General features: G+C 62.3%; 19 protein-coding genes and 2 pseudogenes. 12 read left to right on the plus strand and 9 right to left on the minus strand.

Annotated features, from left to right (window positions below):
* Window positions 1–136 precede the first annotated feature (136 nt).
* The 8 genes and pseudogenes from A6070_RS01005 to A6070_RS01040 all read right to left on the minus strand — a co-directional run bounded on the left by A6070_RS01005 (window position 137) and on the right by A6070_RS01040 (window position 10,410).
* A pseudogene (locus A6070_RS01005) lies at window positions 137–1,260 on the minus strand (ABC transporter permease).
* Window positions 1,260–4,040: a ribosome-associated ATPase/putative transporter RbbA gene (gene rbbA / locus A6070_RS01010; protein ID WP_072501925.1), complete on the minus strand. Its 2,781-nt coding sequence runs from the start codon at window positions 4,038–4,040 to the stop codon at window positions 1,260–1,262. Before rbbA ends, A6070_RS01005 begins: the two are co-directional and overlap by 1 nt.
* On the minus strand, window positions 4,037–5,110 hold the full coding sequence (locus A6070_RS01015) for an HlyD family secretion protein (RefSeq protein ID WP_072288070.1): 1,074 nt from the start codon (window positions 5,108–5,110) through the stop codon (window positions 4,037–4,039). Before A6070_RS01015 ends, rbbA begins: the two co-directional genes overlap by 4 nt.
* A gap of 183 nt (window positions 5,111–5,293) precedes the next feature.
* Window positions 5,294–6,769 carry an efflux transporter outer membrane subunit gene (locus A6070_RS01020; protein ID WP_072286657.1) on the minus strand — a complete coding sequence of 492 codons (1,476 nt, stop codon included), beginning with the start codon at window positions 6,767–6,769 and terminating at the stop codon, window positions 5,294–5,296.
* Entirely contained in the window at window positions 6,766–7,491 is a 726-nt protein-coding gene (locus tag A6070_RS01025; protein WP_072286658.1) for an ABC transporter ATP-binding protein, read from the minus strand. The genes A6070_RS01020 and A6070_RS01025 overlap by 4 nt, the downstream gene beginning before the upstream one ends.
* A 2-nt stretch (window positions 7,492–7,493) precedes the next feature.
* A complete protein-coding gene (locus A6070_RS01030; protein WP_072286659.1) occupies window positions 7,494–8,699 on the minus strand; it encodes an ABC transporter permease in 1,206 nt (401 codons plus the stop codon).
* Window positions 8,696–9,847: an efflux RND transporter periplasmic adaptor subunit gene (locus A6070_RS01035; RefSeq protein ID WP_072286660.1), complete on the minus strand. Its 1,152-nt coding sequence runs from the start codon at window positions 9,845–9,847 to the stop codon at window positions 8,696–8,698. The genes A6070_RS01030 and A6070_RS01035 overlap by 4 nt, the downstream gene beginning before the upstream one ends.
* Entirely contained in the window at window positions 9,844–10,410 is a 567-nt protein-coding gene (locus A6070_RS01040; protein ID WP_072501926.1) for a TetR/AcrR family transcriptional regulator, read from the minus strand. Before A6070_RS01040 ends, A6070_RS01035 begins: the two co-directional genes overlap by 4 nt.
* A gap of 271 nt (window positions 10,411–10,681) precedes the next feature.
* Between A6070_RS01040 and A6070_RS01045 the strand changes: the two genes are divergently transcribed.
* Window positions 10,682–12,937 (plus strand): inorganic phosphate transporter, encoded by a 2,256-nt coding sequence (locus A6070_RS01045; protein WP_072286662.1) that lies wholly within the window; start codon window positions 10,682–10,684, stop codon window positions 12,935–12,937.
* 108 nt (window positions 12,938–13,045) lie between these two features.
* On the opposite strand, the gene A6070_RS01050 is transcribed toward A6070_RS01045, so the two are convergent.
* Window positions 13,046–13,714: a M24 family metallopeptidase gene (locus A6070_RS01050; protein WP_072286663.1), complete on the minus strand. Its 669-nt coding sequence runs from the start codon at window positions 13,712–13,714 to the stop codon at window positions 13,046–13,048.
* Between the two features lie 414 nt (window positions 13,715–14,128).
* Here A6070_RS01050 and A6070_RS01055 point away from each other — a divergent pair, with 414 nt between their 5' ends.
* From A6070_RS01055 to A6070_RS01100, 11 genes and pseudogenes are all read left to right on the plus strand, one after another.
* Window positions 14,129–15,463, plus strand: a complete 1,335-nt coding sequence (locus A6070_RS01055; RefSeq protein ID WP_083558599.1) for an NRAMP family divalent metal transporter — start codon at window positions 14,129–14,131, stop codon at window positions 15,461–15,463.
* 168 nt (window positions 15,464–15,631) lie between these two features.
* Window positions 15,632–16,960 carry a vWA domain-containing protein gene (locus tag A6070_RS01060; RefSeq protein WP_072286664.1) on the plus strand — a complete coding sequence of 443 codons (1,329 nt, stop codon included), beginning with the start codon at window positions 15,632–15,634 and terminating at the stop codon, window positions 16,958–16,960.
* A gap of 113 nt (window positions 16,961–17,073) precedes the next feature.
* Window positions 17,074–18,741, plus strand: a complete 1,668-nt coding sequence (locus A6070_RS01065) for a sensor histidine kinase (protein ID WP_072286665.1) — start codon at window positions 17,074–17,076, stop codon at window positions 18,739–18,741.
* Window positions 18,742–18,761: 20 nt separating this feature from the next.
* Window positions 18,762–19,304 carry a response regulator transcription factor gene (locus tag A6070_RS01070; RefSeq protein WP_236718894.1) on the plus strand — a complete coding sequence of 181 codons (543 nt, stop codon included), beginning with the start codon at window positions 18,762–18,764 and terminating at the stop codon, window positions 19,302–19,304.
* Window positions 19,259–19,483: a winged helix-turn-helix domain-containing protein gene (locus A6070_RS15870; RefSeq protein WP_236718895.1), complete on the plus strand. Its 225-nt coding sequence runs from the start codon at window positions 19,259–19,261 to the stop codon at window positions 19,481–19,483. The genes A6070_RS01070 and A6070_RS15870 overlap by 46 nt, the downstream gene beginning before the upstream one ends.
* Before the next feature lie 484 nt (window positions 19,484–19,967).
* Window positions 19,968–20,849 carry a DUF364 domain-containing protein gene (locus tag A6070_RS01075; RefSeq protein ID WP_072286667.1) on the plus strand — a complete coding sequence of 294 codons (882 nt, stop codon included), beginning with the start codon at window positions 19,968–19,970 and terminating at the stop codon, window positions 20,847–20,849.
* An 88-nt stretch (window positions 20,850–20,937) separates the two neighbouring features.
* Complete coding sequence (locus A6070_RS01080) at window positions 20,938–21,996, plus strand: ABC transporter substrate-binding protein (RefSeq protein WP_072286668.1); 1,059 nt, start codon at window positions 20,938–20,940, stop codon at window positions 21,994–21,996.
* A 54-nt stretch (window positions 21,997–22,050) separates the two neighbouring features.
* Window positions 22,051–22,554, plus strand: a pseudogene (locus tag A6070_RS16240) (TonB-dependent receptor plug domain-containing protein); the annotation flags it as partial.
* A 251-nt stretch (window positions 22,555–22,805) separates the two neighbouring features.
* Window positions 22,806–24,038, plus strand: a complete 1,233-nt coding sequence (locus tag A6070_RS01090) for a TonB-dependent receptor domain-containing protein (protein ID WP_269085289.1) — start codon at window positions 22,806–22,808, stop codon at window positions 24,036–24,038.
* A complete protein-coding gene (locus tag A6070_RS16245) occupies window positions 24,008–24,325 on the plus strand; it encodes a TonB-dependent receptor (protein WP_083568937.1) in 318 nt (105 codons plus the stop codon). The genes A6070_RS01090 and A6070_RS16245 overlap by 31 nt, the downstream gene beginning before the upstream one ends.
* Before the next feature lie 305 nt (window positions 24,326–24,630).
* A complete protein-coding gene (locus tag A6070_RS01100; RefSeq protein WP_145928186.1) occupies window positions 24,631–25,416 on the plus strand; it encodes a molybdopterin-binding protein in 786 nt (261 codons plus the stop codon).
* Window positions 25,417–25,470: the final 54 nt, after the last annotated feature.

Consider the following 25,470-nt stretch of genomic DNA (forward strand, 5'->3'; position numbering starts at 1 on the left):
CCCGGCGTGAAGACGGCCGGACCCGCCAGAACAGGAGCGTCGTCAAGAGCAGCCGTCAACCTACCCGGGGTTTTGCGCGGACGCAAGCAAAAATGTTTTCAGAGAGACCTGCGGGACAGGTGCCGTCGGGCGCCAATCATCCGGGCATGCCAAGGGATTTCCGAAAGCGTCCCAGCGCAACGCCGAAGAACAGGGCACCGATGCATGCCAGGGCGAGCAGTTGCGGCCATACCACCTCCAGCCCCGCGGCGCGGAACAGAATGGCCTGCGAAGCCGAGACAAAATGGGTGGTTGGCGCGGCGAGCATGATGTTCCTGGCGAAGGCCGGCATGCTCTCGCGGGGCGTCATGCCTCCCGAGAGCATCTGCAACGGCAACAGGGTCAGCAGGATCAGCAGCGCCAACTGGGGCATGGAACGCGCCAGGGTCGCCATGAAGATTCCCATGCAGGTGGTGGCGAACAGGTGCATTGCGGCGCACGCCATAAAGAGTGCCGCCGAGCCGCTGATCGGCACCTGCAGCGCGCCGCGCACGATGAAGGTCAGAGAGACGCCTGTCGCCAGCAGGACCACCAGTGCCATGGGCCAGAGCTTGGACAGCATGATTTCGGCCGGGGTAACCGGCATCGCCAGAAGGTGCTCGATGGTGCCGTGCTCCCGTTCGCGGATCAGGGCCGCGCCGGCCAGAATGATGGACAGCATGGTGATGTTGTCGATGATTTCCATGACCGCGCCGAACCATGTCTGGGTCAGGTTGGGGTTGAAGCGAACCCGCAACTCCAGGTCCGCCCTTGGCGTTTCCCTGGCACGGTAACGCTGCGCGAATTCGCGAACCTGGCCCAGGGCGATCTGCTGGATGTAGCCGCTGCCGGTGAAGGCCTGGCTCATGCGGGTCGCATCGACGTTGAGCTGCATCGCCGGCGACCGCCCGGCCAGCACGTCGCGCTGGAAGCCGGGGGAATGTCGAGGACGAAGCTGTATTCCCCTGCGTCCAGCACCGGATCCACTTCGCTCAGCGCAAGTTTTGCCGGAGGCATGAAGTAGGGCGGATAAAAGGCCGTGGCGATGCGTGCCGACAGCGGCGAGTCGTCCTCGTCGACAATGGCGATGGGGGTTTTGTGCAGGGCATCGGGCATGGCGGTCGCGGCGATGTAGACGGCAGCGGTGAAGGTATAGACGATCAGTATCAGCATGGCCGGGTCGCGGGCCAGGCTCCACAGCTCCTTGATGCCCAGGCGGTAGATGGTGGCGGCAGGACGCATCATCGGGTCTCCTGTTTTTTCAGCAGCACGATGGCCAGCCCGAGGATCACTGGAATGGCCGGCAGCAGCGACCACAGGGAGGCCTGCAGGTCCGGCAGCCCCAGGGCCTTGTTGAAGACGCCGCGGCAGATGGTCAGAAAGTGCGTGGCCGGGTAGATGCGGCCGATGATTGCTCCGGCGCCCTCCAGTGACGAAACCGGGTTGAGCAGACCGGCGAACTCGATGGCCGGCAGCATGGTGCCGAGCATGGCGAAGAACATGGCCGCGATCTGGCTGCGGGTGAAGGTTGACGCAAGCAGCCCGAAACCGGTGGCAATGATGGCGTACAGGCATGCAGCGGTCGCCAGCACCATGAAACTGCCCTTGACCGGCACCTTGAAAAGGGTGACGGTCAGAACCGTCATCAGCAAAAAGTTCAGCATTGCCAGAACCACGTAGGGCAGTTGCTTGCCGAGCAGGAACTCGGCGCGGGAGACAGGGGTGACATAAAAGTTGACGATGGGGCCGAGTTCCTTTTCGCGCACCACCGACAAGGCGGTCAGCATCGCCGGGATCATCAGCAACAGCAGCGGCATGACCGCCGGGACCATCGCCGGCCGGCTTTCAACCGCCGGGTTGTAGCGAAACCGGGTCTCGATGGTGGCCAAGGGTCGGCTTCGGCCCTTGGAACGGCGCCGCTCCATGTCCTCCAGCCACCATTGGTGCATGCCCTGCACGTAACCCCGGACCGTTTCAGCCCTTGACGGCATGGCACCGTCGATCCAGGCGCCGATAGTTGCCGGCCGGCCGTGTTGCAGGTCGCGGGCGAATCCGGGGGGGATCTCGATAGCCAGGGACAGTTCGCCGCTGCGCATGCGCCGGTCAATTTCCCGGTAATCGGAAAGCGGCGGACATTCGATGAAATAGCGTGATCCCGACAGGTTCAGCACGTAGTTGCGGCTCAGGGTTGTCTGGTCCCGGTCGAGCACGGCAAAGCGCAGATTCTCCACGTCCATGCTGATGCCATAGCCCATGATCAGCATCAGAAACAGGGTGCCGAGCAGGGCCATGGTGCCGCGCACCGGATCGCGCCGCAGTTCCAGCGCTTCCCGCAGGCTGTAGCCCAGGGCGCGGGCCGGATGGAAAAAACCATGGCGTGCCGGCGCTCTGCCATCGGCAAAGGGGGCCGCCGCGGGGACCGTTTCCGCTTCGGCGGCAATCGCCGGTTGCTCGCAGGCCCCGGCCTCCCTGAGGAAATCAATGAACGCATCTTCCAGGGTGTTTGCGCCGCGCTGGCGTATCAGCTCCGCCGGAGTGCCGCTGGCCAGCACGCGGCCGTCGTGCATCAACGAGATGCGGTCGCAGCGCTGCGCTTCGTTCATGAAGTGGGTGGAGACGAAGATGGTGACCTTGTCCTGGCGTGCCAAATCGATCATCAGCCGCCAGAAGTTGTCGCGGGCGATGGGATCCACGCCCGAGGTCGGTTCGTCGAGAATCAGCATGTCCGGTCTGTGCACCATGGCCACGGCCAGGGAGAGCCGCTGCCGCAGGCCGAGGGGCAGGCTTTTGGGGAGAACGCCGGGGACTTCGTCAAGGCCGAAACGGCGCAGCATTTCCGCCACCCGTCCCGGGATATGTGGCGCTGACAGCCGGAACAGCCGCGCGTGCAGCTCCAGGTTCTGCCGGACGCTCAGCTCCGAGTAGAGGGAGAAGGTCTGCGACATGTAGCCGACCCGCCCGCGGATGGCGAGATCGTGGGGATCGACGGGGTGGCCGAACAGCCAGGCATGCCCGTCGCTGGCCGGCAGCAGGCCGGTCAGCATTTTCATGGTGGTGGTTTTGCCGCAGCCGTTGGATCCCAGAAAACCGAAGATTTCGCCTTGCCGGATGCGGAAGTTGACATGGTCGACCGCCACGAAGTCGCCGAAGCGTCGGGTCAGGTCGCGCGCCTCGATGGCGATTTCGGCGTCTTCATCCAGATCGAGAGGCGGAATTTCCACGGGCCGGTGGCCGCGTCGGCGTGGTTCGGGCAGCATGGCGATGAAGGCGGCTTCCAGGGTATCGGTGGCGGTGCCATCGAGCAGCGCGCGGGGCGTGCCGGCGGCCAATACCCTGCCGGCATCCATGGCCACCAGCCAGTCGAAACGCCGAGCCTCGTCCATGTAGGCGGTTGAAGCGATGACGCTCATGGCGCTGCGCTCCCGGCGGATCCTTCCGATCAGCTTCCAGAACTGGCTGCGCGCCAGCGGATCGACGCCGGTGGTCGGTTCGTCCAGAATCAGCAGGTCCGGGGCATGCATCAGGGCACAGCACAGGCCGAGCTTCTGCTTCATGCCGCCGGAGAGTTTGCCGACCGGCCGCGACCGGAACGGGTAAAGGCCCGTCCAGGCTGTCAGTTCATCGATGCGCGCCCGCCTTTCCCTGGCGCCGTGGCCAAACAGGCGGCCGAAAAACTGCAGGTTCTCCTCCACCGAAAGGGAGGCATAGAGGTTTTTGCCCAGGCCCTGTGGCATGTAGGCGATGCGGGGGCGGATCCGCTCCCGGTCACGGGCTTTCGCCATGTTATGGCCGAGCACCTCCAGTTGCCCCTGCTGCAGCGCGCGAACTCCGGCGACCAGCGCCATCAGGCTCGATTTGCCGACGCCGTCCGGTCCGATCAGGCCGACCACGCAGCCGCCCGGGATCCGCAGGTCGATGCCATCCAGCGCCCGCACCTTGCCATAGCGCAGGCTGATGCCGGTCAGCTGCGCCACCGCGGATTGGTCAGGGACTTTTCGGGGGGTGAAAAGGTCGTCGGTCATGGCGGCAGCCTGACCTGCAGGGCCTCCGGCCAGGGTTGCCGGGGGTCGATGCGCACATAGGCGCTACCCGGCAGGCCGGTTTTGACGTTGGTGATGTATTTGCTGAGCAGTTCCGGTGCGATCTGCGCCTTGACCCGGAACATAAGCTTCTGCCGCTCGCTGGCGGTTTCGACGGTTTTGGGCGTGAACTGGGCGACATCGGCAACAAAGGAGATGGTGGCCGGTACCACGTAGCGGGGCGCGGCGTCGAGTATCAGGCGCGCTTCGCTGCCGATGGCGAGTTTGCCGGCTGCGGCCGTGGGCAGGAAGAAGGTCATGTACACATCGGCGAGGTTGATCATGTTCAGAACGATGCCGCCGGCGCCGAGAACTTCACCGGGCTGCGCTACCCGATACTGCACCCGTCCGCTGCAGGGCGCCTTCAGTACGCTGTCCCGGATCTCGGCCTCGATCCGCTGCAGGGTCGCCTGTGCCGCCTCGACACTGGACTCTGCGCCGATCACCTGGGATCCCGACATCACGATGGCGGCTTCGACCGCTTTGACGTCGGCTTCGGCGGCATGCAGCATGGCCAGCAGGCTGAGGTAGGCGGCCCGGTCGTCATCGACCCGCTGGGCGGAGACGGCATTTTCGCGAGCGGCGGCCCGGGACCGCTCCAAACGGTTCCGGGCCGCCACGATCTCGGCCTGGCGCTGGCGCACCACCGCTTGTGCGGCTTCCTTCTCGCCCCGGTAGCGGTTTACCTGGCTGCGGGCCGCTTCGACGGCGTACCCGGCCTGGCGCAGCAGCGCCTGAGCCTCTTTTTTGCGGGCTTCGAGAACCTCCGTATCCATGCGGGCCAGCACCTGGCCGGCCGTAACGAAGTCACCCTCCTTCACATCAATTTCCTCGACCCGGCCGGCGGTTTTGGCGGCAATATCGATTTCCGCCGCTTCGATGCGGCCGTTGCCGCTGGCGAATCCGTCGGGGACGGCATCCGTTTTCAGAAGCCTTGCACCATAAAAGATGCCCGCGATAATCAGCCCACCGGCGGCCAGTGTCAGCAGCAGCCTTGTCCTGAATTGCAGCATGGGGGACTCCACCTTGGCCGTGCCTGTCGGTTGAAAATCCCGTGCAAGATGGCAGGATGGCCCGTCCTGCCATGACGGCGGCAGGGTCACCTGACGCGCCTGCCGTGTATGAAGCATCCCGATACTGCTATTGTAAAGCAACCTCCCGGCCATTCAATTTCCGGAGGTTGTTTATGCGGCGTTTTATGGAAGCCCCGAGGCGGGAAGCTCGGCGGCGCCCATTGCCTGGCAAAAGGCGACGCTGTCGAGCAGACGGGCGGTTCTGGCCTGGATCATATCGAGTTGCGTCTGCTGCGCCTGCTGCCGGGCCGCGAGCAGTTCGTCGTCGGCGGCCGCGCCCAGCAGAGTGCGCTGCCGGGCGATCTCAAGGGATTGCTCCGCGGCAGCGTTCGCCACGGACAGCGACGCCAGTTGCCGCGCATCGTTTTCCAGGGCCCTCAACACATCCGCCACCTGCCGCAGCGCCTCCAGTACCACCGCCTCATAGTTGGCCCGCGCCGCCTCGAATCCGGCCAGCGCCGCGCGTTTTTCCGCTGCCAGGCCGGGTTTGAACAGGGGCTGGGTCAATTGTCCCGCCAGGCTCCAGATCAGCGAGCCGCTGCCGAACAGCGCACCGGTGGTTAGCGCTTGCGATCCAAGGTCGGCGCTCAGATCGAGCTGCGGATACAGGTTGGCGACGGCGGCCCCGTATTCTGCATTGGCGGCATGCAGCAGTGCCTCGGCGGCGAGAATATCCGGCCTGCCGCGCACCAGCGCCGACGGCACCAGCAGCGGCAGGTTGGATGGCAGATCGAACTCCGCCAAAGTGAAGGGATGGGGGCGTTGCGCCCCCGGGGCCCGTCCGGCCAGTGTCGCCAGCCGATGATCCTGCTGCTGCAACTGCTGGCGTAACGGCGGAAGCATGGCCCCGGTCTGGGCGACGCGGGTTTGGCGGCCGGCGACCTCGTCTTTTGCCGCCTGGCCGAGAGACAGCCGCTGCCGGATCAGTGCCAGCCGTTTCTGTTCGTAGCGCTCAAGGGTTTCGAGGATGTCGATCTGTGCGGCCAGCCCGGCCCGCGTGATGGCGGCCGTGGCGATATCGGCCACCAGGGTCAGGCGGGCACCTTCGAGCCGGTGATGCTGGTAATCGCCGCGGGCTGCCAGCGCTTCCAGCATGCGCCGGTTGCTGCCGGCCAGATCGAAGCGATAGCCCACCGTCACCCCCGCTTCGAAGACACTGAATTCACGGGCCTGACCGGTTTGCCCCATGGAGCCGGGATTGAAACGCTGGCGCCGGGCGCCCAGGGTCCCTTCCAGTTGCGGATAACGGGTATCGCCGGCGCGGGCGGCGTATTGCTCACGCGCCTGGCGCAGCGTCGCCTGGGCGGCCTCCAGCGTCGGGCTGGCGGCCAGCGCTTCATCGATCAGTTCATTCAGTGCGGCAGACCCCAGGTTTTGCCACCAGCAGCTATCGGCCCGGGTTGCGGCAGCGATGGTTTGCGCCTTGCCCAGCATGCCGGGGGCCGAGGCCGTGATCGCCGCATGCGGGGCGGCCAGATAGCCTGCGATGTCCGGGGGGGCGGGGCGCTGGAAGTCCGGTCCGGCCGCACAGCCGCTCAGGGTCAGGGCCACCAGCCAGGCCGGCCAGCAGTGTCCGACACGATGTAAAGGCTTGATCATGACAGCTCTCCCGGGTCCCAGCCCCGACCTTCGCCCTGTTCTTCATAGGTCACGCCGTCGCGGATATGATAGATGCGCCGGAAGGTGGGGATGATTTTTTCGTCGTGGGTAACGACGATGATGGCGGTTTCAAAGGTGCGGGCCATATCGTTGAGGATGCGGATTACGGCCAGCGCCCGCTCGCTGTCCAGCGGCGCGGTCGGTTCGTCGGCCAGGATCACCGGCGGATGGTTGACCAAGCCGCGGGCGATGGCCACGCGCTGCTGCTCGCCGCCGGACAGCTGCGAGGGCATGGCGCGGGCGCGGTGCTGCACATCGAGAGCCTGCAGCAGTTCCATGGCGCGGGCGCGGGCTTCGCCGTTCGGGCGTCCGGCCAGCATCGCCGGCAGCGCGACGTTGTCGGTGACGTCGAGAAACGGGATCAGGTATGGCGCCTGGAACACAAAGCCGATGCGGTCGCGCCGCAGGGCGCGCAGGTCCCTGACTTTCCAGCCCTGGTCGTAGATCAGGTCCTCGCCGAGGTGCATCTGCCCGGCGGTCGGCTCGATCACTGCGCCCAGGCACTTGAGCAGGGTGCTTTTGCCGGAGCCCGACGGGCCGATGAGCCCCACCACCTCCCCGGGGCCGACCTGCATATCCACCGATTTCAGGGCTTCGACCGCCGTTTCGCCGCTGCCGTAGCGTTTGCGCAAACCATGCACACGGATGCCTTTTGCCAGCATGTCTAGCCTCCGATCGCTTCGGCCGGGTCGACCTTGAGCGCCGCATGAATGGCGATCAGGCTCGACAGGGTGCAGATCAGCACCACCGCGACGAAGCCGGCCAGGGAGTCGCGCGGTTCAAGCAGAACATATTTGGGGAATACCGGCGCCATGAACAGCGTGGCGCTGATCTTGCCGATGACGAAACCGATGATGCCCAGCGATATGGACTGCTGCAGAATCATGGCGGCAATGGTGCGATTGCGGGTGCCGATCAGTTTCAGCACCGCGATCTCGCGGATTTTGCCGAGGGTCAGGGTATAGATGATAAAAGCCACGATGGCGGCGCTCACCGCGGACAGGATCACCAGGAACATGCCGATCTGGCGGGCCGAGGTGGCGATCAGCTTGCCGACCAGGATAGCCTCCATCTGGGCGCGGCTGTAGACCGTTAAACGCAGCCAGCGGCGGATGTCGCGCGCCACCGCCTCCGGGTCGTGACCGGGAGCGGTGCGCACCAGAACCGCGTTCACGTAGGGATGGCTGCTCTGGGAAGCGGTGAAGGCTTCCAGCAGATCCGGTACGCCGGGGCGATTGAAGTTTTCGTTGGCGGCGGCTCGGCGCCGCTGCTGGCGGATGGCGTCGTTGTCCTTGAGGAACTGTGCCTCCTGCGCATCCTTGAGGGGGATGAACACCATGGGGTCGCCACTGGAAGAGACCATGCGCCGGGTCAGACCGACCACGGTGAAATGGTTGCGGCGAATGCGCAGGCGGTCACCGAGTTTGAATCCGCTGGCGAGGTCGGCTACCGCCTCATAGTGCCCCCGGGTGATCTGCCGGCCGGCGACCAGATACGGTGGCCAGCCCGGTGTGCCGGGACCGCCGCCTGCGATGCCGGTCACCATGGCCCGCACATCGCGCTGGCCGTGGCGCACCTGCATGGTCAGGTAGGTGACGTTGGCCGCGCCGGCCACCCCCGGCATGCCGCGGATGCCGCGCCAGGCGTCGTCGTAGAGACTGGACGATTCGGCATAGGGGCCGAGCGTGTCCTTTTGAACCACCCACAGATCGGCGCCGCTGTTGTCGAGCAGCACCCTGGCGTCGTCCACCATGCCCCGGTAGATGCCGGCCATCGACAGTGTGACGCCGATCAGCAGCCCCAGCCCGGCGCCGGTAAACACAAACCGCCCCCAGGCATGCAGGATGTCGCGAGCCGCCAGATTGATCATGGCGCCACGCCCGCTATCCGCTCCACCACCCGGATACTGCTGCGGGGGGTCAGTGCCCTGGCGCTGTACACCACGATGCGGTCGCCCTCCGCCAGGCCTTCCCGGACCAGGACCTGCCCCTCCAGATCGGCGGGACCCGGCTTGACCGGCGTGAACCGTAAATCGTCGTCTGTCACCCGCCAGACGCCCGTTTGCCCATCGAGCCGCTGCAGCGCCGCGTTGGGGATCACCACGCCGGGCGGCAGCCGGGGCAGGTTCACGGTCACCTCGGCCAGTTCGCCGATGGGCGGCAGTGCAGGGGGCGGAGGAGTGAAAATCACTTTGGCGAGGATTTCCTCGGTGATGTCATCCGCCAGCGGTTCGATGCGCAGCACCCGTCCCGTCAGCACCGTCTTGTCCCGGGAGCGCAGGGTGATGCGGGCCGGCAGGTCGGCGGCCAGGCCTTGTGCGCCGGACTGATCGAAGCGCACATCCAGCCACAGGCTTTTCGGATCGAGCAGTTCCACCACCGCCTGACCCGCAACCACGGTGGTGCCCGGATCGACATTGCGCGCCACCACCAGCCCTTCGACGGGGGCGACCAGCTGCAACTCGCGCTGTTGTTCCGTCAGGGCTTCCCGCTCGGCCCGCAGGCGGGAAAGCTCCTGCCGGGCTGCCTGCAGGCCCGCTTCGGCGATCTGCAGTTCCTGCCGGCGGGTGACCAGGGTTTCCTCGCTGGCCGCACCTGCCGCGTGCAGCTGTTGATAGCGCCGCGCCTGGACTCTGGCGTATTCCGCGCGCGCCGCGGCTTCCCGTTGTTGCGCGGCGGCGCGATTCAACGCGGCATCCTGGGCCCGCATGCGCGCCTCCAGATCCACCGCGTCCATGGCGCCAAGCAGCTGCCCGGCGCGGACGCGGTCGCCGACGTGTACATCGAGCCGTTGCAGGCGTCCCGCCGCCGTCGGTCCGATCTTGTAGGTATAACGCGCGGCGACGGTGCCGATGCCGAACAGTCCCGGCGCAAGGCTGCGCCGCTGTGCGGTGGCGACGGTTACGGGCACCGGCGCCAGCGGCCCGGAGCGCAGGGCGACATAGACAAACAGCACCAGCAGCGGGACGAGCACCGCCAGCAGCGCCAGGGTGCGTTTCTGAACGGGCAGGCGTTTCATGGCTCCCTCCGGATGGCACGTCGATAGATGGCAAATACCTTGCAGGCCTCGCGGCGGATGCTCTGTACATCGCCGGCCAGCAGCGATTGCATGACCAGCCCCTGAATGCTGCCGAGAAACAGGGCGGCCGCCGCTTCTTCCTCGATTCCGGCGTCGAGTTCTCCCCGCGCTTTTCCCTCCGCGAGAAGGCTTTTGAGCCGTTCGCCATAGTGCCGGACCAGCTGCTGCGCCGCAAGTTTGGGCGGCGAGGCCTCAGGGCGCTGCAGCTCGCCGAACAGGATGCGCGGCACGCCGGGGTGCTCGGCCACAAACGCCACATGCGCCGTGAACATGGCCTCCAGTCCGGCGAGCGCGCCGGGGGCTGCCTGCACGGCCTGCTCGATGCGCGACATCAACTGTTCGTGCACCCACTCCATCACCGCCTGCAGGATGGCATCCTTGTTGGGGAAGTGGCGGAAAACCGCGCCCTGGGTAAGCCCCATTTGGGCGGCGATGGCCGCGGTGGTGATGGCGTTGGGGTTCTGTTCCGCTGCCAGCTGGAGTACGGCCTTGACCGTTGCCAGCCGGCGTTTTTCGGCGGGTAGATAACGTTCTGAGGGGGCATGACAATCTCCAAAAAATAGTAATTGATTACTATTTTTATAAGGAAGAAGGCATTTGTCAATCCGTTTTTTTCAAAACCTGCTTTCCGGCAGGAATTAATCCGGAGCTAATACGCAGCTAACAATTCCCTGATAAATGGAGCGCCGGCTGTGGCAGGGCAGGCAACGGAGTCTGCGAACCGGGCACGGCCGCTTCAACAAAGATTTGCCTGGGAAAGGAAAATAAAAGGTTATGGGTAGTGAGTTTCTGTTGATCGGGCTCGGTATTCTCGTCGTTATCGCCGCGCTCGACATCATGGTCGGGGTCAGCAACGACGCGGTCAATTTTCTCAATTCGTCCTTCGGGTCGCAGGTGGCTTCGCGAAGGACCATCATGATCATCGCCAGTCTCGGCATTCTGCTCGGCGTCACCTTTTCCAGCGGCATGATGGAGGTGGCCCGCAAGGGCATTTTCCATCCGGAATTTTTCACCATGCCGGAGCTGATGGCCATTTTTCTGGCGGTCATGATCACCGACATCATCCTGCTGGATCTTTTCAACACCTACGGGCTGCCCACTTCCACCACGGTTTCCGTGGTGTTCGAGCTGCTGGGCGCCGCCGTGGTCATGTCCTTCCTCAAGATCGTCAAGGCCGGCGACAGTCTGACCACCATCGTTCAGTACATCAATTCGGCCAAGGCCATCACCATCATCATGGGCATCCTGCTGTCGGTGGCCATCGCTTTTGTGTGCGGCGCCGTGGCGCAGTTTTTCACCCGCCTGCTGTTCACCTTCGACTATCAGCGGCGTATCGACCGTTACGGCGCCCTGTGGGGCGGCATTGCCCTGTCGTCCATCACCTACTTCATTCTGGTCAAGGGCGCCAAGGGGGCGTCCTTCATGTCCGCGCGGAACGTGGCATGGATCCAGGATCATGCCTGCCTGCTGCTGTTCATCATCTTTGTCATTGCCGCGCTTGTCCTGCAGTCGCTGCATCTGCTGAAGATCAACATGCTCAAGCCGGTGGTGCTGGTCGGTACCTTCGCGCTGGCCATGGCCTTTGCCGCCAACGATCTGGTCAATTTCATCGGCGTGCCCCTGGCCGGCCTGCAGGCCTACAAGGCGGCCATGGCGACGGGCCAGCCGCTGACCGTCACCATGGGGGCGCTGAGCGACAAGGTGCACACCCCGACCTCCCTGCTGCTGCTGGCCGGCATCATCATGACGCTGACCCTGTGGCTGTCGAAAAAGGCCATGACCGTCACCAGAACCGAACTCAGTCTCAGCCAGCAGGACGAAGGCAGTGAGCGCTTCGAATCGATCTTTTTGTCCCGGGCCATCGTGCGGCTGGTGCTCGGGGTGTTCGAGACCGTTCGGGTAGTGGTCCCCGCGCGCCTGCGTGGCTTCGTCAACCGGCGTCTCGATCCGCACGCGGCCGTGTCGGTTGGCGGTGATGGCAAAAAAGCCTCCTTCGACCTGCTGCGCGCCACGGTCAACCTGATGGTGGCCAGCGCCGTGGTCTCTTATGCCACCGGTCACAAGCTGCCGCTGTCGACCACCTACGTGACCTTCATGGTCGCCATGGGCACCTCTTTTGCGGACCGGGCCTGGGGGCGCGAGACCGCCGTATACCGCGTCACCGGCGTGCTGACGGTGATCGGCGGCTGGTTCATGACGGCCGTCATCGCCTTCATTTTCGCCGGCCTGTTCGTTGCCGTCATCTTCTACGCCAAGGCGCTGGGAGTTGTGCTGCTGGTTTTCATTGCCGCCGCCCTGATCCTGAACGCTCATCGCAAACATCGGGAAATGGAGAAAGACGCCGACAAGGAAACGGTATTCAACCTCAAATCGGTGGAAAACCCCCGGGAAACCGTCGAGACGACCTTTGAGCACATGAGCTTTCTGCTCGGGGAAGTGCGTGTCTCCCTGGATGCCACCCTGGAGGCGCTTTTCCGGGGAAACCTGGACCGTCTGAGCTATGAGCGCAAGCGGCTGGGCAAGTTTCAGCAGTGGTCGAATATCATCAGCGCCAATGTATTCAAGGCCATGCGCCTGCTGGATCAGCAAGGCTTCGCGCTGTCGCACAAGTATCCCCAGACCGTGCGGCATCTGCAGAAGCTGACCGACGGCCACCGGGATATCATGCTGCGTGCCTACACCCACGTCATCAACCATCATAAAGGCCTGCTGCCGGTGCAAATCGGCGAACTGGAGCAGGTGCGCCGCCTGCTTGACGAGGTTCTGCTGGAGCTCGAAACCACTTTCGGCCTCAAACGGGCCGCCGATATCCACAGCCTGATGGCCAAGGACCGCGGACTGCGGGATCTCGCCACCGAACTCAATGCCAGGCAGGTGGTCAGGATCAAGGACAACTCCTCCAAGACCCGCCTGAGCATCCTGTACTACGCCATGGTCGGAAATGCCATGCTGCTGTCCAGGCAGAGCCTGGAGCTGCTTGAAATCTTCGAGAAATCCTTCGGGGAATTCGAAGAGAAGGGCGCTGAATAAAAGGATGCCCGGATGCCGTGTTGTTTTTTCGGGCAAAAGCCGTCCCGGCTCTCCAGCTCTTCGTGGCAAAGAGAGGAGAGCCGGGATAATACGGAATGCTGCCAGAAATCAGATCAGCAGATCTTCGTAAAATGCCCCGAAACCGTTTTTGGCATCCCGGATGTGAATCTCGACCATCCACAGGTTTGGCGAGGGGTGAAAGGCTATCTCGGACAGCGGGCCTTCATAATGTTCCGCACTGGAATAGTCGCCGAGGCGATGTCCGCCCAGTTCGAGATTCAACTCCCAACCAAGATCCAGAGCCAGTTTTTGGGCGAAATCATACAGCTCGACGCCGGTTGCTTTCTCGTCCTTCCATTTTTTGGCAACGGCTTCAAAAATCTTCCGGGCATCCCCGGCGCAGCGTTTCAATTCCGGATTGCCGCCGGTCACGAAGCTGTCGCCCGCATCCCCTTCATATCCATCCCAGACCGGGGCGATATCGATAAAAAAAATGTCGTCGGCACCCAACCGGACGCCCGGTTCCGAGTCCGCCCCGAAGGTTTTCGTCGTATTGCTGCCAAAACGAATATAGGGTTTGTGAAAAGCCTTTGCCGCACCCATCTCCCGCAAGGTGTCGACAACCATTTTATTGGCGTCTTCTTCAAGCATTCCGGGTTTTACCTGCGCAGCGATCCGCTTGACCGCCTCCTGTGCCTTGGCTCTGATTGCAAGCATTTTCTCGACGGAAAAGTCTGCTCCGGTCCTCTCCAATGCGGCCTTGTCCTGAATAGCCATGCCATGATCTCCCTTGAAAAGTGGTGTGGCGCCGATCGACATGAGGGGACATCCCCTCTGTTCCGGCGATCTCACACTAACGCGGAAAACCAGGGAATAAATTGATCAATGTCAATTTTGCGCGGAACAGGCGGTCGCGGCATGCGCCTGGAATGCATCGGGCTATGCGTGCAGCAAAGAGCACCTGGAATGGACGCTGCTGCTGTAAGTTTTAATAACCGTTTTCACTTCGCCCAGCGCGTATGCAATCCTGAAACAGCTTGTTGCCGGCATGATGCCAGCTGTTTTCACCTTTGGGTATTGACAAAGGGCCTGTTTTTCAATATTCCGGAAGCAGCCAGGACAGTGGTATTGGAGTGCGATGGTTGATAAGCGCTGGAGCACGGTGGCTTAACCCACCGGGAAGGATAACGGATGAACGGAGAGAAGCATCAGGATGTGGCGGTGGCCGAAGCGGTGGCGGTTGACGGGGCGTGCGGGCCCAAGGCGGCGCCGGGGTTTGTGCAGTCGGGGCTGTGGAAGGCTCTCGGCCCGGGGATCCTGATGTCCTGCGCGGCCATCGGCGGCTCCCATCTGGTTTGGTCGACCCGTGCCGGCGCCGATTTCGGCTGGCGGCTGCTGGGGCTGATCCTGCTGGCGAATCTGCTGAAATTTCCCTTCTTTTTGTATGGACAGCGCTACACTGCGGCCACCGGGGAAAGTCTGCTGGCCGGCTATCGCCGCCACGGCACGGTATTCGTCTGGATTTTTCTGCTGATCAACATTCTTACCGGCACCATCAATATCGCCGGGGTGGCGATGCTCAGCGGCGCCCTGTTTGCCGGTTACGGGTTCTTGGGCGCTTCCGTGCCCCATCTCACCGTCGCCCTGGTGGGGATCTGCATGCTGCTGTTGCTGCTGGGGCATTACAAACTGCTCGATTCCATGTCCAAGGGGATCATTCTGCTGCTGGCTGTGGGAACTCTGGTTGCGGTAGCCCTGGCGATGCCGGGCAGCCGCATGGTGACGGGTGAAATGGTCCCGCCCAGCCCCTGGAACTGGGCCTCCTTTGCCTTTCTGATCAGTCTGCTTGGCTGGATGCCGGCGCCGGTCGATCTTTCCGCCTGGTCGTCGCTGTGGATTTTCAGCCGCGAAGAGCAGACCGGCCACTTTGCCACGGTGCGGGAGACCAGCATCGATTTTTACCTCGGCTACAGCGCGGCGGTGGTGCTGGCCGTGTTGTTTCTGGCCCTGGGGGCGCTGGTCATGTTCGGTTCGGGCGAATCCTTTTCGGATAGCGGCATCGCTTTTTCCAACCAGCTGGTCAATCTGTACGCCGCCACCATCGGTGACTGGTCCCGGCCCCTGATTCTGACGGCGGCGTTTTTCACCATGTTCAGCACCACCCTGACCACCATGGACGGTTATCCCCGCTCCCTGGCCGCGTGCTGTTCCCTTATCGGAGATCTGCCGGCCCGCCGCTTTCGCCAGATTCATCAGGCCTGGATTTTCGTGTCGGGGCTGGCGGCGTCGCTGGTGGTGCTGCTGTTTGTCAAAAACCTGATCCAGCTGCTTACCTTTGCTGCGGTGGTTTCCTTCGTCACCTCGCCGGTCCTCGCCATCATCAATTTCAAGGTGATGAACGGTCCGAATGTGCCGGAGCGTTATCGGCCGGGCAGGTTCCTGCGTGTGCTCAGTTGGGCGGGAATCAGCTTTTTTGTCCTGATGACAGGCGGTTATGTTTATGTGACCTGCTTTTTCGGCGGCTGATCCCGCAGCGTGTCGGGGCTTTTTGCTGGGGTGCCGGCGTTTTTGACATTTTTTTTACAAACCTTTTACCCGGCCGTGACGACTGGCGGCGGTCGCCGTGCTCTAATGGCTCCAGAAACGGAACTTACGGTTTTTTCTTTCTCTGAAAAACAGCCAAAGGAGCCTGCCATGAAATTTTTCCGCCTGCCGCTTGCCGTCGCCGGCCTGTTGCTGCTCGCCAATGCCGGTTTTGCCGCGCCGCTGGTGCGATGTTCCGCGCAGCTGGACAAGCCGGTACTGCCCGCCGGACCGGCGCAACGCGCCGTGATCAAGGTGTCTCTGACCGCGCCGACCCTGCCGCTGCCCAAGGAACGGCCGGCGGTCAATCTGGCGCTGGTGATGGACCGCTCCGGTTCCATGTCCGGCAGCAAAATCGAAAATGCCCGCGAAGCGGCTATCGAAGCGCTGCGTCGTCTCAACGGCCGCGACCTGTTTTCTCTTGTCGTTTACGATCACCAGGTCGAAACCCTGGTCTCCGCCGCGCCGGTCCGTCATACGGAAGCTATCGAGGCCCGTATCCGCGGCATCCGCCCGGGAGGCAATACCGCGTTGTTCGGAGCGGTCAGCCAGGGTGCCGCGGAGGTGCGCAAGCACGGTGACGGGGCTTTCGTGAACCGCGTGGTGCTGCTGTCCGACGGCTTGGCCAATGTCGGGCCCAGCCGGGCCGATGATCTGGCCCGACTCGGCGCCGCCCTGCTCAAGGAGGGGATTTCCGTCACCACTATCGGCGTCGGTACCGATTTCAACGAAGATCTGATGACGCAACTGGCCGAACGCAGTGACGGCAATCACTATTTTGTCGAATCGAGCCGGGATCTGCCGCGTATCTTCGCGGCGGAGCTGGGCGATGTGCTGAGCGTGGTGGCGCAGCAGGTGGTTATTCAGGTCGAATGCCCCGCCGGGGTGCGCCCGCTGCGCATCATCGGCCGCGAGGGTCGTATCCGCGGGCGTCATGTCGAGATCCGCATGAATCAGCTCTACGGCGGCCAGGAGAAATATGCCCTGGTCGAGGTGGAGGTTCCGGCCAGCCGCGCGGGCCAGACCCTAGATTTGGGCGAGGTGCGTTGTCGCTATGAAAATGCCCTGACCGCCCGTGGCGAACATTCCGCCACCCAGGCCCGGGCCACGGTCAGCGGCCGCATCGAAGAGGTGCGCAAGGCCGCCAGCAAGGAAGTGCGGCAGGCGGTGGTGGAAAACGAGATGGCGGTGGCGCGGGATGAAGCGCTGACCCTTTACAAGCAGGGGGACAAGGACGAGGCCGCCGCCAAACTGCGCCAGAGCAGCCAGGTCCTGCAGCAGCAGAGCGTGGAACTCGGATTCGAGGATCTCGCCGCAGAGGCCGCCCAACTGCAAGAGGAGGCGGTCGATTTCGAGTCGGAACGGCTCGACGAGACCCGCAAAAAAGAGATCCGCTCCGAAAGCTTCAAGACCCGCAGCCAGCAGAAAACCTACAAATAGACAGAATCCTTTGTCAGCGACGCCCTCCGGAATCCGCTACGTTCCGGAGGGCCCTTTCATGGACGGACCCGGGAGGCTGTTGAAGGCCACCTTGGCCCGCGCGGGAAACGGGCATGCTCCGAACACGTTTTATCGTTATCGCCTGGTTGCTGCTGCTGGTGCCGACCCTGCTCATCGGCGGCATGGCTCTGCGCCTGCTTGGCAACGAACAGCAGCGGGTCGCGGCCGAGAGTCGCGAGGCGGCGCGGCGGCGGGCGATGAGCGCGGCCGAGAGTTTCGATCTGGCCATCGCCGAGGTGCGCGACGGGCTGCTCGCCGGTTTGCGCCGCCTGCCCGAGGTGCAGCTGGCCGACCGCCTGGAGCAGTGGAAGGATTCCAACCCCCTGATCCGCAACGTGTTTATCGCCGGGCCGGACGGCTTGCTTCTGCCCGATCCGCAAGCACCTTCCAGCCGCGAAGAGTCCGAATTTATCGATCGTTACGATGCCCTGTTCCGGGGCCGCATCCCCTGGCGCGGGCCGGACCTGGACGTGCCGGGCCAAGTTGCCGCTGCTTCGCCTCGCAAGCAATTGCGCCGTCTGACGCAAGGCGCCGCCGGGGAAAACCCGAGGCAGGAAACTTCAGCGTCCGGCTGGATTCCCTGGTTCTGGGAGGATGGCCTCTATCTGCTTGGCTGGATCGAGCGGCCGGCCGGATCCGGGCGCCATGTCGGCCTGGAGATGGAAATGATGGCCCTGCTGTCGCGGTTGATCGTCGCCATGCCGGCGCCTCGGTCCGGGGAGACCTGGGTGCTGGTCGACGGTCACGGCCGCGCGGTGCATCAGAGCGGATCCGGCGCGCTGGAGCCGGGGTCGGCGCCGTATGTCACCCAGTCGCTGGGCGCCGGGCTGCCGCACTGGGAGCTGCGCATCTACCGAAGCGCTGTCGCGCCGGGTGGCACAGGGGGGCTGCGGCTGCTGTCCGGCCTGCTGGTGGGCAGCTTCGTGGCGGCCATTCTGTTCGGCGGGTCCCTGCTGTTGTGGCAGGCCTGGCGGAACATGCGCGATGCCCGCCGCAAGACCACCTTTGTCTCCAATGTCTCCCATGAGCTGAAAACCCCCCTGACCACCATCCGCCTGTATGCCGAACTGCTGGCCGAGGGTCATGCGCTGCCGGAACAGCGACAGCGCCATTATCTGCGGGTGATTGTCGAGGAAAGCCAGCGGCTTACCCGGCTGGTCAACAATGTACTCGATTTCGGCCGCCTGGAGCAGGGGCGTAAAAAGTATCATGTGCGTGATTTTTCGCCGGCGGACTGCCTTGACGAAGTGCTCGACAGCCAGCAGCTGCGCCTGGAGCAGGCCGGCATGCGGCTGCTGCGATCCGGTTCCGCGCAAATCCCCGAGGTGCGGGCCGACCGGGACGCTGTCCGGCAGGCGCTGCTCAACCTTATCGACAATGCCCTGAAATACGCCGCCGGCGGCAAGGAACTGGCGGTGCGGCTCGATCAGATCGAGCAGCGCTGCCGGATCACCGTCATGGACCGTGGCCCCGGAGTCCCCGTGGCCCACCGGGATCGTATTTTCGAGCAATTCCACCGTGTCGACGATGCCCTGACCGCTGCATGTCCCGGCAGCGGCCTTGGCCTGAGCATCGCCCGCCGCCTGCTGCGGGACATGGGCGGAGACTTGCGCTATCAGCCCCGTCCCGACGGCGGTGCCTGTTTCGAGATGCTGGTGCCACTGGCGTCCGGCGCTTCTGAAGCCACCGCGGCAAACGCGCCTTCTTCGATGCGCCGCTAACCGATCCAAGGAGAAGTTTTATGTCCCCTGTGCGCATACTGGTTGCCGAGGACGAGCGTCACATCCGTGAGGGGCTTGTCGATCTGCTGGTCGCGGAAGGGTATCTCGTGGAAGACGCCGCCGATGGCGAGGCCGCCTTGCAGCGGCTGACCGACAGCTGTTTCGACCTGGTGCTGCTTGACATCATGATGCCGCGCCGCAGCGGCTTCGACGTCTGCCGGGAGATCCGCCGCCGCAATCTGCCGCTGGCGGTGATCATGCTGACCGCCAAGGGCGAGGAAGTCGACAAGGTGGTGGGTCTGGAACTGGGCGCGGACGACTATATCACCAAGCCCTTCGGCACCCATGAGCTGCGCGCCCGCATCGCTGCCGTGCTGCGCCGCACCTGCCGCCAGCCGCTGCCCTGTGACGATCCGCCGGCGCTGCCGTCCACCATCCATATCGGCACGGCGTGCATCGACCGCAAATGCTATCGCGGTCGGCTGGCCGGACGTCAATTCAGTCTCACCCCCGGGAGATGGTGCTGCTGGAGACTTTTTTCACCCACCCCGACGAAGTGTTGAGCCGCGACATGCTGCTCGATGCCGCCTGGGGCATCCGCTACCAGGGCACCACCCGCACCCTCGATCAGCATATCGCCCAGCTGCGCAAAAAGATCGAACCCGACCCGGCCGCGCCCCGGGTCATCGTTACCGTGCATGGCATCGGCTATCGGTATGCCGTCACCTCGGGCTCCTGCTGAGCCCTTTGCCATTATTTGCCGAGACCCACCACCCGCCTGTTGTTGCGCCACAACCTCCTTTCGACCTGTCGGCTGCTGCTTCGCTGGCCGCATTTCACACGTCATTCCGATAACTTTTTCCCGTACATCCTGATTCGGGCACGATCCTTCGTCAGGCCGGTCGAAACTTCCGGTGCTGCTTGTCGCAAGGGCGTGTTGCCTCAAGGAAGCGAAGCGTCCGCAGGGCGATTCGCGACTGTCCCCGGCCGCTTGGGACCGCGGTCGAGTGCGGCCGTTTGCCGCTCGCTGCCTGGACCATGAAGGAAATAAAAAGTTTTCATTGACACGATAATGTCAACATGACACGATCATGTCAAATATGAAGGATCGAGGGGGGGGCGACCTGTCCCGGTTCTCTCTTCCTTGCACGGTTGTCATCCCCTCCATCAATGGCGATGTCTGCGGAAATACACAAATCACCATTCATTCAGCAGGAGAATCCGTAATGATTTCTGAAAAGGTCAACAGTTCCATTCTGTCGGAGACGATCGATCAAATCCGTTCGGTGCTTGGCGAGGAGATGGCGTCCATAACCGTGGAAAGGGTCGTCATAGGGTTGTTTTTCACGGGCGTCAAGCTTTCCAACGGGTCGGGCGGCATCTGTTTTACCCCTGTCAAGGAGATCCCCGAAGCGGTGTGTTGTCCCAGTTCGGCGCGCGCCATGCCGAATTCCGGCAAGCTGAAGGGCCAGCCGGTTTCCTCCTATCTGGATAAACTCGCCGAAAACAGGCCCTTGGAAAAAGCCATGAGCATTGCGGTGCTCAATGCCCTGTCGGCCACCTGCTGGCGCAAGCGGTTTCCCCAGGATTACACCTTCGAACTCGGGGCCGACCCCGTGGACAAGGTGGCCATTCCCGACGGTGCCCGGGCAGTGGTCATCGGGGCGCTGGTCCCCTATCTGAAGATGCTCAAGGAACGCAAACAGCCTTTTCATATTCTCGAAAAGGATCCACGCACCCTCAAGGCCGATGAACTGCCCTATTTCGTGCCGCCGGAAAAAGCGCACGAAGTCATTCCGCAGGCGGATCTGCTCATTATCACCGGCACCACCGTGCTCAACGATACGTTGGAAGGCATTCTGGCCCAGGTGAAGCCTGGCGCAGAGGTGATTCTGGTCGGACCCACCGCCAGCATGCTGCCGGATGCCTTTTTCCGACGCGGTGTCAAATCCATCGGCAGCATCACGGTGACGGATCCCGACAAGCTGCTCGATGTTCTGGCGGAAGCCGGCTCCGGATATCACTTTTACGGCAAGTCGGCGGAAAGGCTCGTGGTGCGTCGCGGTGAGGAGGATGCCGCCTTCGGGAGCCTGCCCTGCCACGGCTGAGTGGATGGAGCCCTGTGAAGATCGTGCGACGCCCAGAAGTTTTGGGATTGCGGGACCACCGGCGGCGGTAATTTTGTGAAGGACGGATATGAAAAACAGTCTATGGATGATCTTTCCGCTGGTTCTTATCCTGATCGGGGTGTGCGCTCCGACACCGGGAGAGGCCGCCGGCAAAAACCCCGGCGGCGGTTCCTCAAGCGCAAGGACGGTGATCGACAGCGCTGGCCGGGCCGTCAAAATCCCCTCGGCCATTCGCCGCGTCATCGTCACCTGCTACGGTGGCGCGGCTCACGAGGTTTCAGTTCTGGGCGGGGCGGACAAGATCGTGGCACAACCGTCAGACCGAACTTTCCGGCAGTTTCATCGGATGTATCCCGCTCTCGACGGCGCCTGCGATGCCGGGTCTTTCGATAATATCAACCTCGAGAAAATTCTGTCCCTGAAGCCGGATATGGTCATCGCGGGGGTGGTTTCGCCCCAGGGCAACGAAAAAATCGAAAGCCTTGGCATCCCGGTTTTCATGGTCGCGGTAGGCCGTGCCGACATCCCGACGCTGCTGAGGGAGTTCCGCGCGATGGGTACGCTGCTCGGGGCCGAGGAAAAGGCTGCGGAGCTTGTCTCCTATTGGCGGCGGACGTTGAACCTGATTGAAGAGCGCGTGGCTACCGTGCCGGTGGCAAAGAGGAAAAGCGTGTTTTATACCTCGCACGGTGTCGCTTCGCCGCTCGTCACCGGCGGGCGCCATAGCTGGGGCCATCACTTCATCAGCGCCGGCGGAGGCATCAATGTGGCCGCCTCGCTGGGCTTTTCCCAGGAGCTTACGGTTGAACAGCTGTTGCTCTGGAATCCGGATGTCATTGTCGTTTCCAATACGCGAACTGGTCAGAGTCCGGTATCTGCCATCCTGGCCAACCAGAAACTCAAGAAGGTCAAGGCCGTCAAAAAAGGTGCCGTGTATCCGTGCCCGGTCGGTGCGTTCTGGTGGGATCGGCCGTCTCCGGAGGCCATTCTCGGAATTTTGTGGTTGAGCATGAAGCTGTATCCGGAGGTTATGGAGGATATTGATCTGAGCCGTGAAGTGCGTTGCTTTTATCGCAAGTTCCATGGGTATGAGCTGACCGATGCGGAGCTTCAAAGCTTTTTTTGAGAGCACTGTTGTGAAATTTTGGTGATGAGTTTGGATGCAGGATGTTTTTTGTGGATGAATGCATGCGCGTGTATTGCCATTGGGCAAACAGGAGGGATCGTGAAATACCGCACAGTGAAAAAATGGAGACTAAAGGAGGTCTGCTTATCGTTTGTGTTGACAAGCCTTTTGGTTAGCAGCGGAATTTGCGCCGGAGAAGAGATAACGCTTCCGGCCATAGAGGTGGAGGGGCAAAAAGAAGGGGAATTCGCCATTCAACCGGCCTGGTCGGCGATCGGCACAAAAGAACGGGTTGACCGTGGAACCATTGAAGTCCAGGGCGGCGCGGAACAGATCAGCCCCTACAAGGCCATATCTCTGCAACCGGGCGTCGATATCACTTCCAAAGATGCCTTCGGTATGGAGATATCCCACCGCATTCGGGGCAAGTCGAACCGCAATGTCGGCGAGCTTCTGGAGGGATTGCCGCTCAAGGGGATCGGTCCAGGCGTCGGCCTGAGCACCATGGTCGATCTGGAAAATATTGAGGCCATTTCCCTGACCAAGGGGGCCGTTTCGGCGGACAGCGGGTTTGGTTACGGCAACGAAAGCGGCGTGGTCGATATGCATGTCCGGCGGCCGCTGGATTATGCCCACGCCACCCTCACGCAGGGTTTCGGCAGTGAAGATTTCATGCGCAGCTATGCGCGCCTGGATACAGGCATTCTGGGGGCATTGCCCGCGGCTTTGTCTCCGCCTCTTATACGGATGCCGACAAATGGAAGGGCAAGGGCCAGTCACCGGATGCCCGCAAGAATTTCGCCTTTGGCCTGTCCGGCGCGGTACAAAAGTTCGAGGCGGAGGTGTACGGGATCTACAACGAAGACAATAAGCATGCTTATCGCGGGCTGTCCTACGAACAGACCAGAAATCTGTCCAGGTACAAGGATTTTGACTACAATACCAGGTTGACGGGCGACAGCTCGCAGGACATGTACTACTACGACTACAACAGGCAGAGCTTCGAAACCTATACGATTTTCGGAAAGCTGGGCATTCCTGTTACGCAAAATCTCAAGCTTACCGTCCGCCCCTATTATCTCAAGGACAAGGGACACAGCTATACCGGGAGCCAGAACAAGGTCATCGACTGGATCGTCGATCACGATACCTACGGGGCCGTTTTCGAGCTGAGCCATGCCATCGACCAGGGCGTGATCAAGCTGGGCTACTGGTATCAGCAGGACGAACCGCCCGGACCGCCGACCTCCAGAAAGTATCTGTCGACCGACGGGGAGTTTCTGTCCTGGGAAAGGCTGGTCAAGGGCAGCAACCACAAGTTCAAGAGTCCCTACCTGGCCGCGGAAAAAACCATCGGAAACGCCACGCTTGGCGCCGGCTTGAAATACCTGTGGATGACGTCGCCCGACTTTACCAGCTACGACACCACGGATCTCGGGGATGTCAGTTATTCGGAAGCCTTGTCCAGGGTCGGCGAAGACGATGTTCTCGTCGATGTGAAAGGCAAGACCTATGAGCTGTTTCTTCCCAGTGTAGGGGCCAGCTATGACTTCACACCCAACCTGTCCGTGCGGGCCAGCTATGGCAAGAATTACGAAACCCCTCAGTACAGTCTGGGATCGGCGATTATCCAGTACTATAAAAAAGGCTTGACGGATGAGGAGCTCCAGGACGTCTGGCACAGCATCAAGCCGGAAGTCTCCCACAACTTCGATCTCGGCCTGAACTATACGCACGGATCATGGTTTGTCGCGCCGACCCTGTATTATTCCCTGGTCAAAAACGTCGCCCTGAACTGTTACGATCCCGAGCTGGCCTTCAGCTACTGGCAGAATGTCGGCGAGGCGCACGCCTACGGTGCTGAAATGGCCGTGGGCTACACCTTCAACCGCTACTTCAACACCTCTGTCTCCCTCAGCTACAACAGATATGAATTTACCGAGGACGTTCAATCCTCCGGGGGACGACGATTCATGCCAAGGGACACCAGCTTCCCAACGTGCCGAAGTTCATGGCCAACTGGACGGCAAACCTGGACATGAAGGGTTTCAGGTTCACCCCCACGGTTCGCTATCTGGGCAAACGCTACGCCGACGTGGAAAACGAATACAGCGTCAAATCCCATGTGGTGGTCGATCTGACCCTGAGCAGGCGCTTCAAACTTGCCGAAAGACGCGCAATTACGCTGGTCGCCTCCGTTACCAACCTGCTGGACGAGGACTATATTTCCATTATATCGGCCGGTGATACCTCCATCGGGCGGGATGCGCCAACCTACTATCCAGGCGCGCCACGCACCTTTTTCGCTTCGCTCCAGTTCGACTTCTGAGCCGGATCTTTAAAAGTCCTTCCATGGAGTCGGTTCGCCCAGGCATGCATGGCAGTGCCGGAAATAAACCAAACAATTCAGCAAAGGTAAAAGCATATGATCAAAAAAGTCAGAATTGAAGAGGCCGTTGGCATGGTGCTTGGGCACGAGGTTGTGCGGATCACGCCGGGTGAAGGCGGGGTGCTGCCGTTTCAACGTGGGTACGTGGTGCGGGAAGAGGACATCCCCGGTTTCTCGAAATCGGCAAGGAGCATATCTATGTCGTCGAAGGGGATGAGCCGGATATTCATGAAAATGAAGCCGCCTTGCGTATCGCCCGGGCCACGGTGGGCGAGGGGTTGCGGGTCGATGGCGGGCGTGGCGGAGGCGCGCGGCTGAAGGCCGGTGCCACCGGCGTGCTGAAAATCAATGTTCCACTGCTGGACGAGATCAACGGGCTGGGCGATTTCGCCATCGGCACCCGCCACAACTGGACAGCCTGCAGAGAGGGGGAGTCTGTCGCCATGGTCAAGATCATGCCCCTGTATGTGCCCGAGGCCAAACTGTTAAGTGTGGAAAATCTGTGCCGCGACAAGGGCAGAATCCTGGATGTCCTGCCCTTCAGGATCCAAAAAGCCGGCGCGGTTATTACCGGCAGTGAGGTTTACAAGGGGCGGATCACGGACCGGTTCGCGGACGTTCTGGCGCGCAAGGTCGAGCCGTTCGGCGTGTCCCTGGCGCATGCCATCATCGTGCCCGACGATGTCGAGGCCATCGCTCGGGCCATATCGGAGCTGCACGCGGCAGGCTGCGAAGTCATCTTCGCCTGCAGCGGCATGTCCGTTGATCCCGATGATGTCACCATGGATGGCATCCGGGCGTCCGGAGCGGACGTCATCATGGAGGGGGTGCCGATGATGCCCAGCGCCATCCTCGGCCTGGCGATGTTGCGGAACGTGCCTGTGCTGGGTACGCCGGCAGGGGTGCTGCGCGGCGGCGTAACCGCTCTGGACGGGGTGCTGCCCATGATTTTTGCCGGAATGAAGCCGCGGGTGGCGGATATCATTGCGATGGGTCATGGCGGATTCTGTCTGGAAAAGTATGCATTCTGATCATGGCGCGGCACTGTTCCGGCCGAGCGCGTGCTTAGTCATAGGACCATAACT

It is taken from the genome of Syntrophotalea acetylenica (assembly GCF_001888165.1).
GTDB classification, from domain to species: domain Bacteria; phylum Desulfobacterota; class Desulfuromonadia; order Desulfuromonadales; family Syntrophotaleaceae; genus Syntrophotalea; species Syntrophotalea acetylenica.

Bases quoted from the DNA above. Each gene is read 5' to 3' on its own strand.
- rbbA (WP_072501925.1), bottom strand. From the start codon at position 4,040: ATGACCGACGACCTTTTCACCCCCCGAAAAGTCCCTGACCAATCCGCG.
- A6070_RS01015 (WP_072288070.1), bottom strand. From the start codon at position 5,110: ATGCTGCAATTCAGGACAAGGCTGCTGCTGACACTGGCCGCCGGTGGG.
- A6070_RS01020 (WP_072286657.1), bottom strand. From the start codon at position 6,769: ATGATCAAGCCTTTACATCGTGTCGGACACTGCTGGCCGGCCTGGCTG.
- A6070_RS01025 (WP_072286658.1), bottom strand. From the start codon at position 7,491: ATGCTGGCAAAAGGCATCCGTGTGCATGGTTTGCGCAAACGCTACGGC.
- A6070_RS01030 (WP_072286659.1), bottom strand. From the start codon at position 8,699: ATGATCAATCTGGCGGCTCGCGACATCCTGCATGCCTGGGGGCGGTTT.
- A6070_RS01035 (WP_072286660.1), bottom strand. From the start codon at position 9,847: ATGAAACGCCTGCCCGTTCAGAAACGCACCCTGGCGCTGCTGGCGGTG.
- A6070_RS01045 (WP_072286662.1), top strand. From the start codon at position 10,682: ATGGGTAGTGAGTTTCTGTTGATCGGGCTCGGTATTCTCGTCGTTATC.
- A6070_RS01050 (WP_072286663.1), bottom strand. From the start codon at position 13,714: ATGGCTATTCAGGACAAGGCCGCATTGGAGAGGACCGGAGCAGACTTT.
- A6070_RS01055 (WP_083558599.1), top strand. From the start codon at position 14,129: ATGAACGGAGAGAAGCATCAGGATGTGGCGGTGGCCGAAGCGGTGGCG.
- A6070_RS01060 (WP_072286664.1), top strand. From the start codon at position 15,632: ATGAAATTTTTCCGCCTGCCGCTTGCCGTCGCCGGCCTGTTGCTGCTC.
- A6070_RS01065 (WP_072286665.1), top strand. From the start codon at position 17,074: ATGCTCCGAACACGTTTTATCGTTATCGCCTGGTTGCTGCTGCTGGTG.
- A6070_RS01070 (WP_236718894.1), top strand. From the start codon at position 18,762: ATGTCCCCTGTGCGCATACTGGTTGCCGAGGACGAGCGTCACATCCGT.
- A6070_RS15870 (WP_236718895.1), top strand. From the start codon at position 19,259: ATGGTGCTGCTGGAGACTTTTTTCACCCACCCCGACGAAGTGTTGAGC.
- A6070_RS01075 (WP_072286667.1), top strand. From the start codon at position 19,968: ATGATTTCTGAAAAGGTCAACAGTTCCATTCTGTCGGAGACGATCGAT.
- A6070_RS01080 (WP_072286668.1), top strand. From the start codon at position 20,938: ATGAAAAACAGTCTATGGATGATCTTTCCGCTGGTTCTTATCCTGATC.
- A6070_RS16245 (WP_083568937.1), top strand. From the start codon at position 24,008: ATGGCCAACTGGACGGCAAACCTGGACATGAAGGGTTTCAGGTTCACC.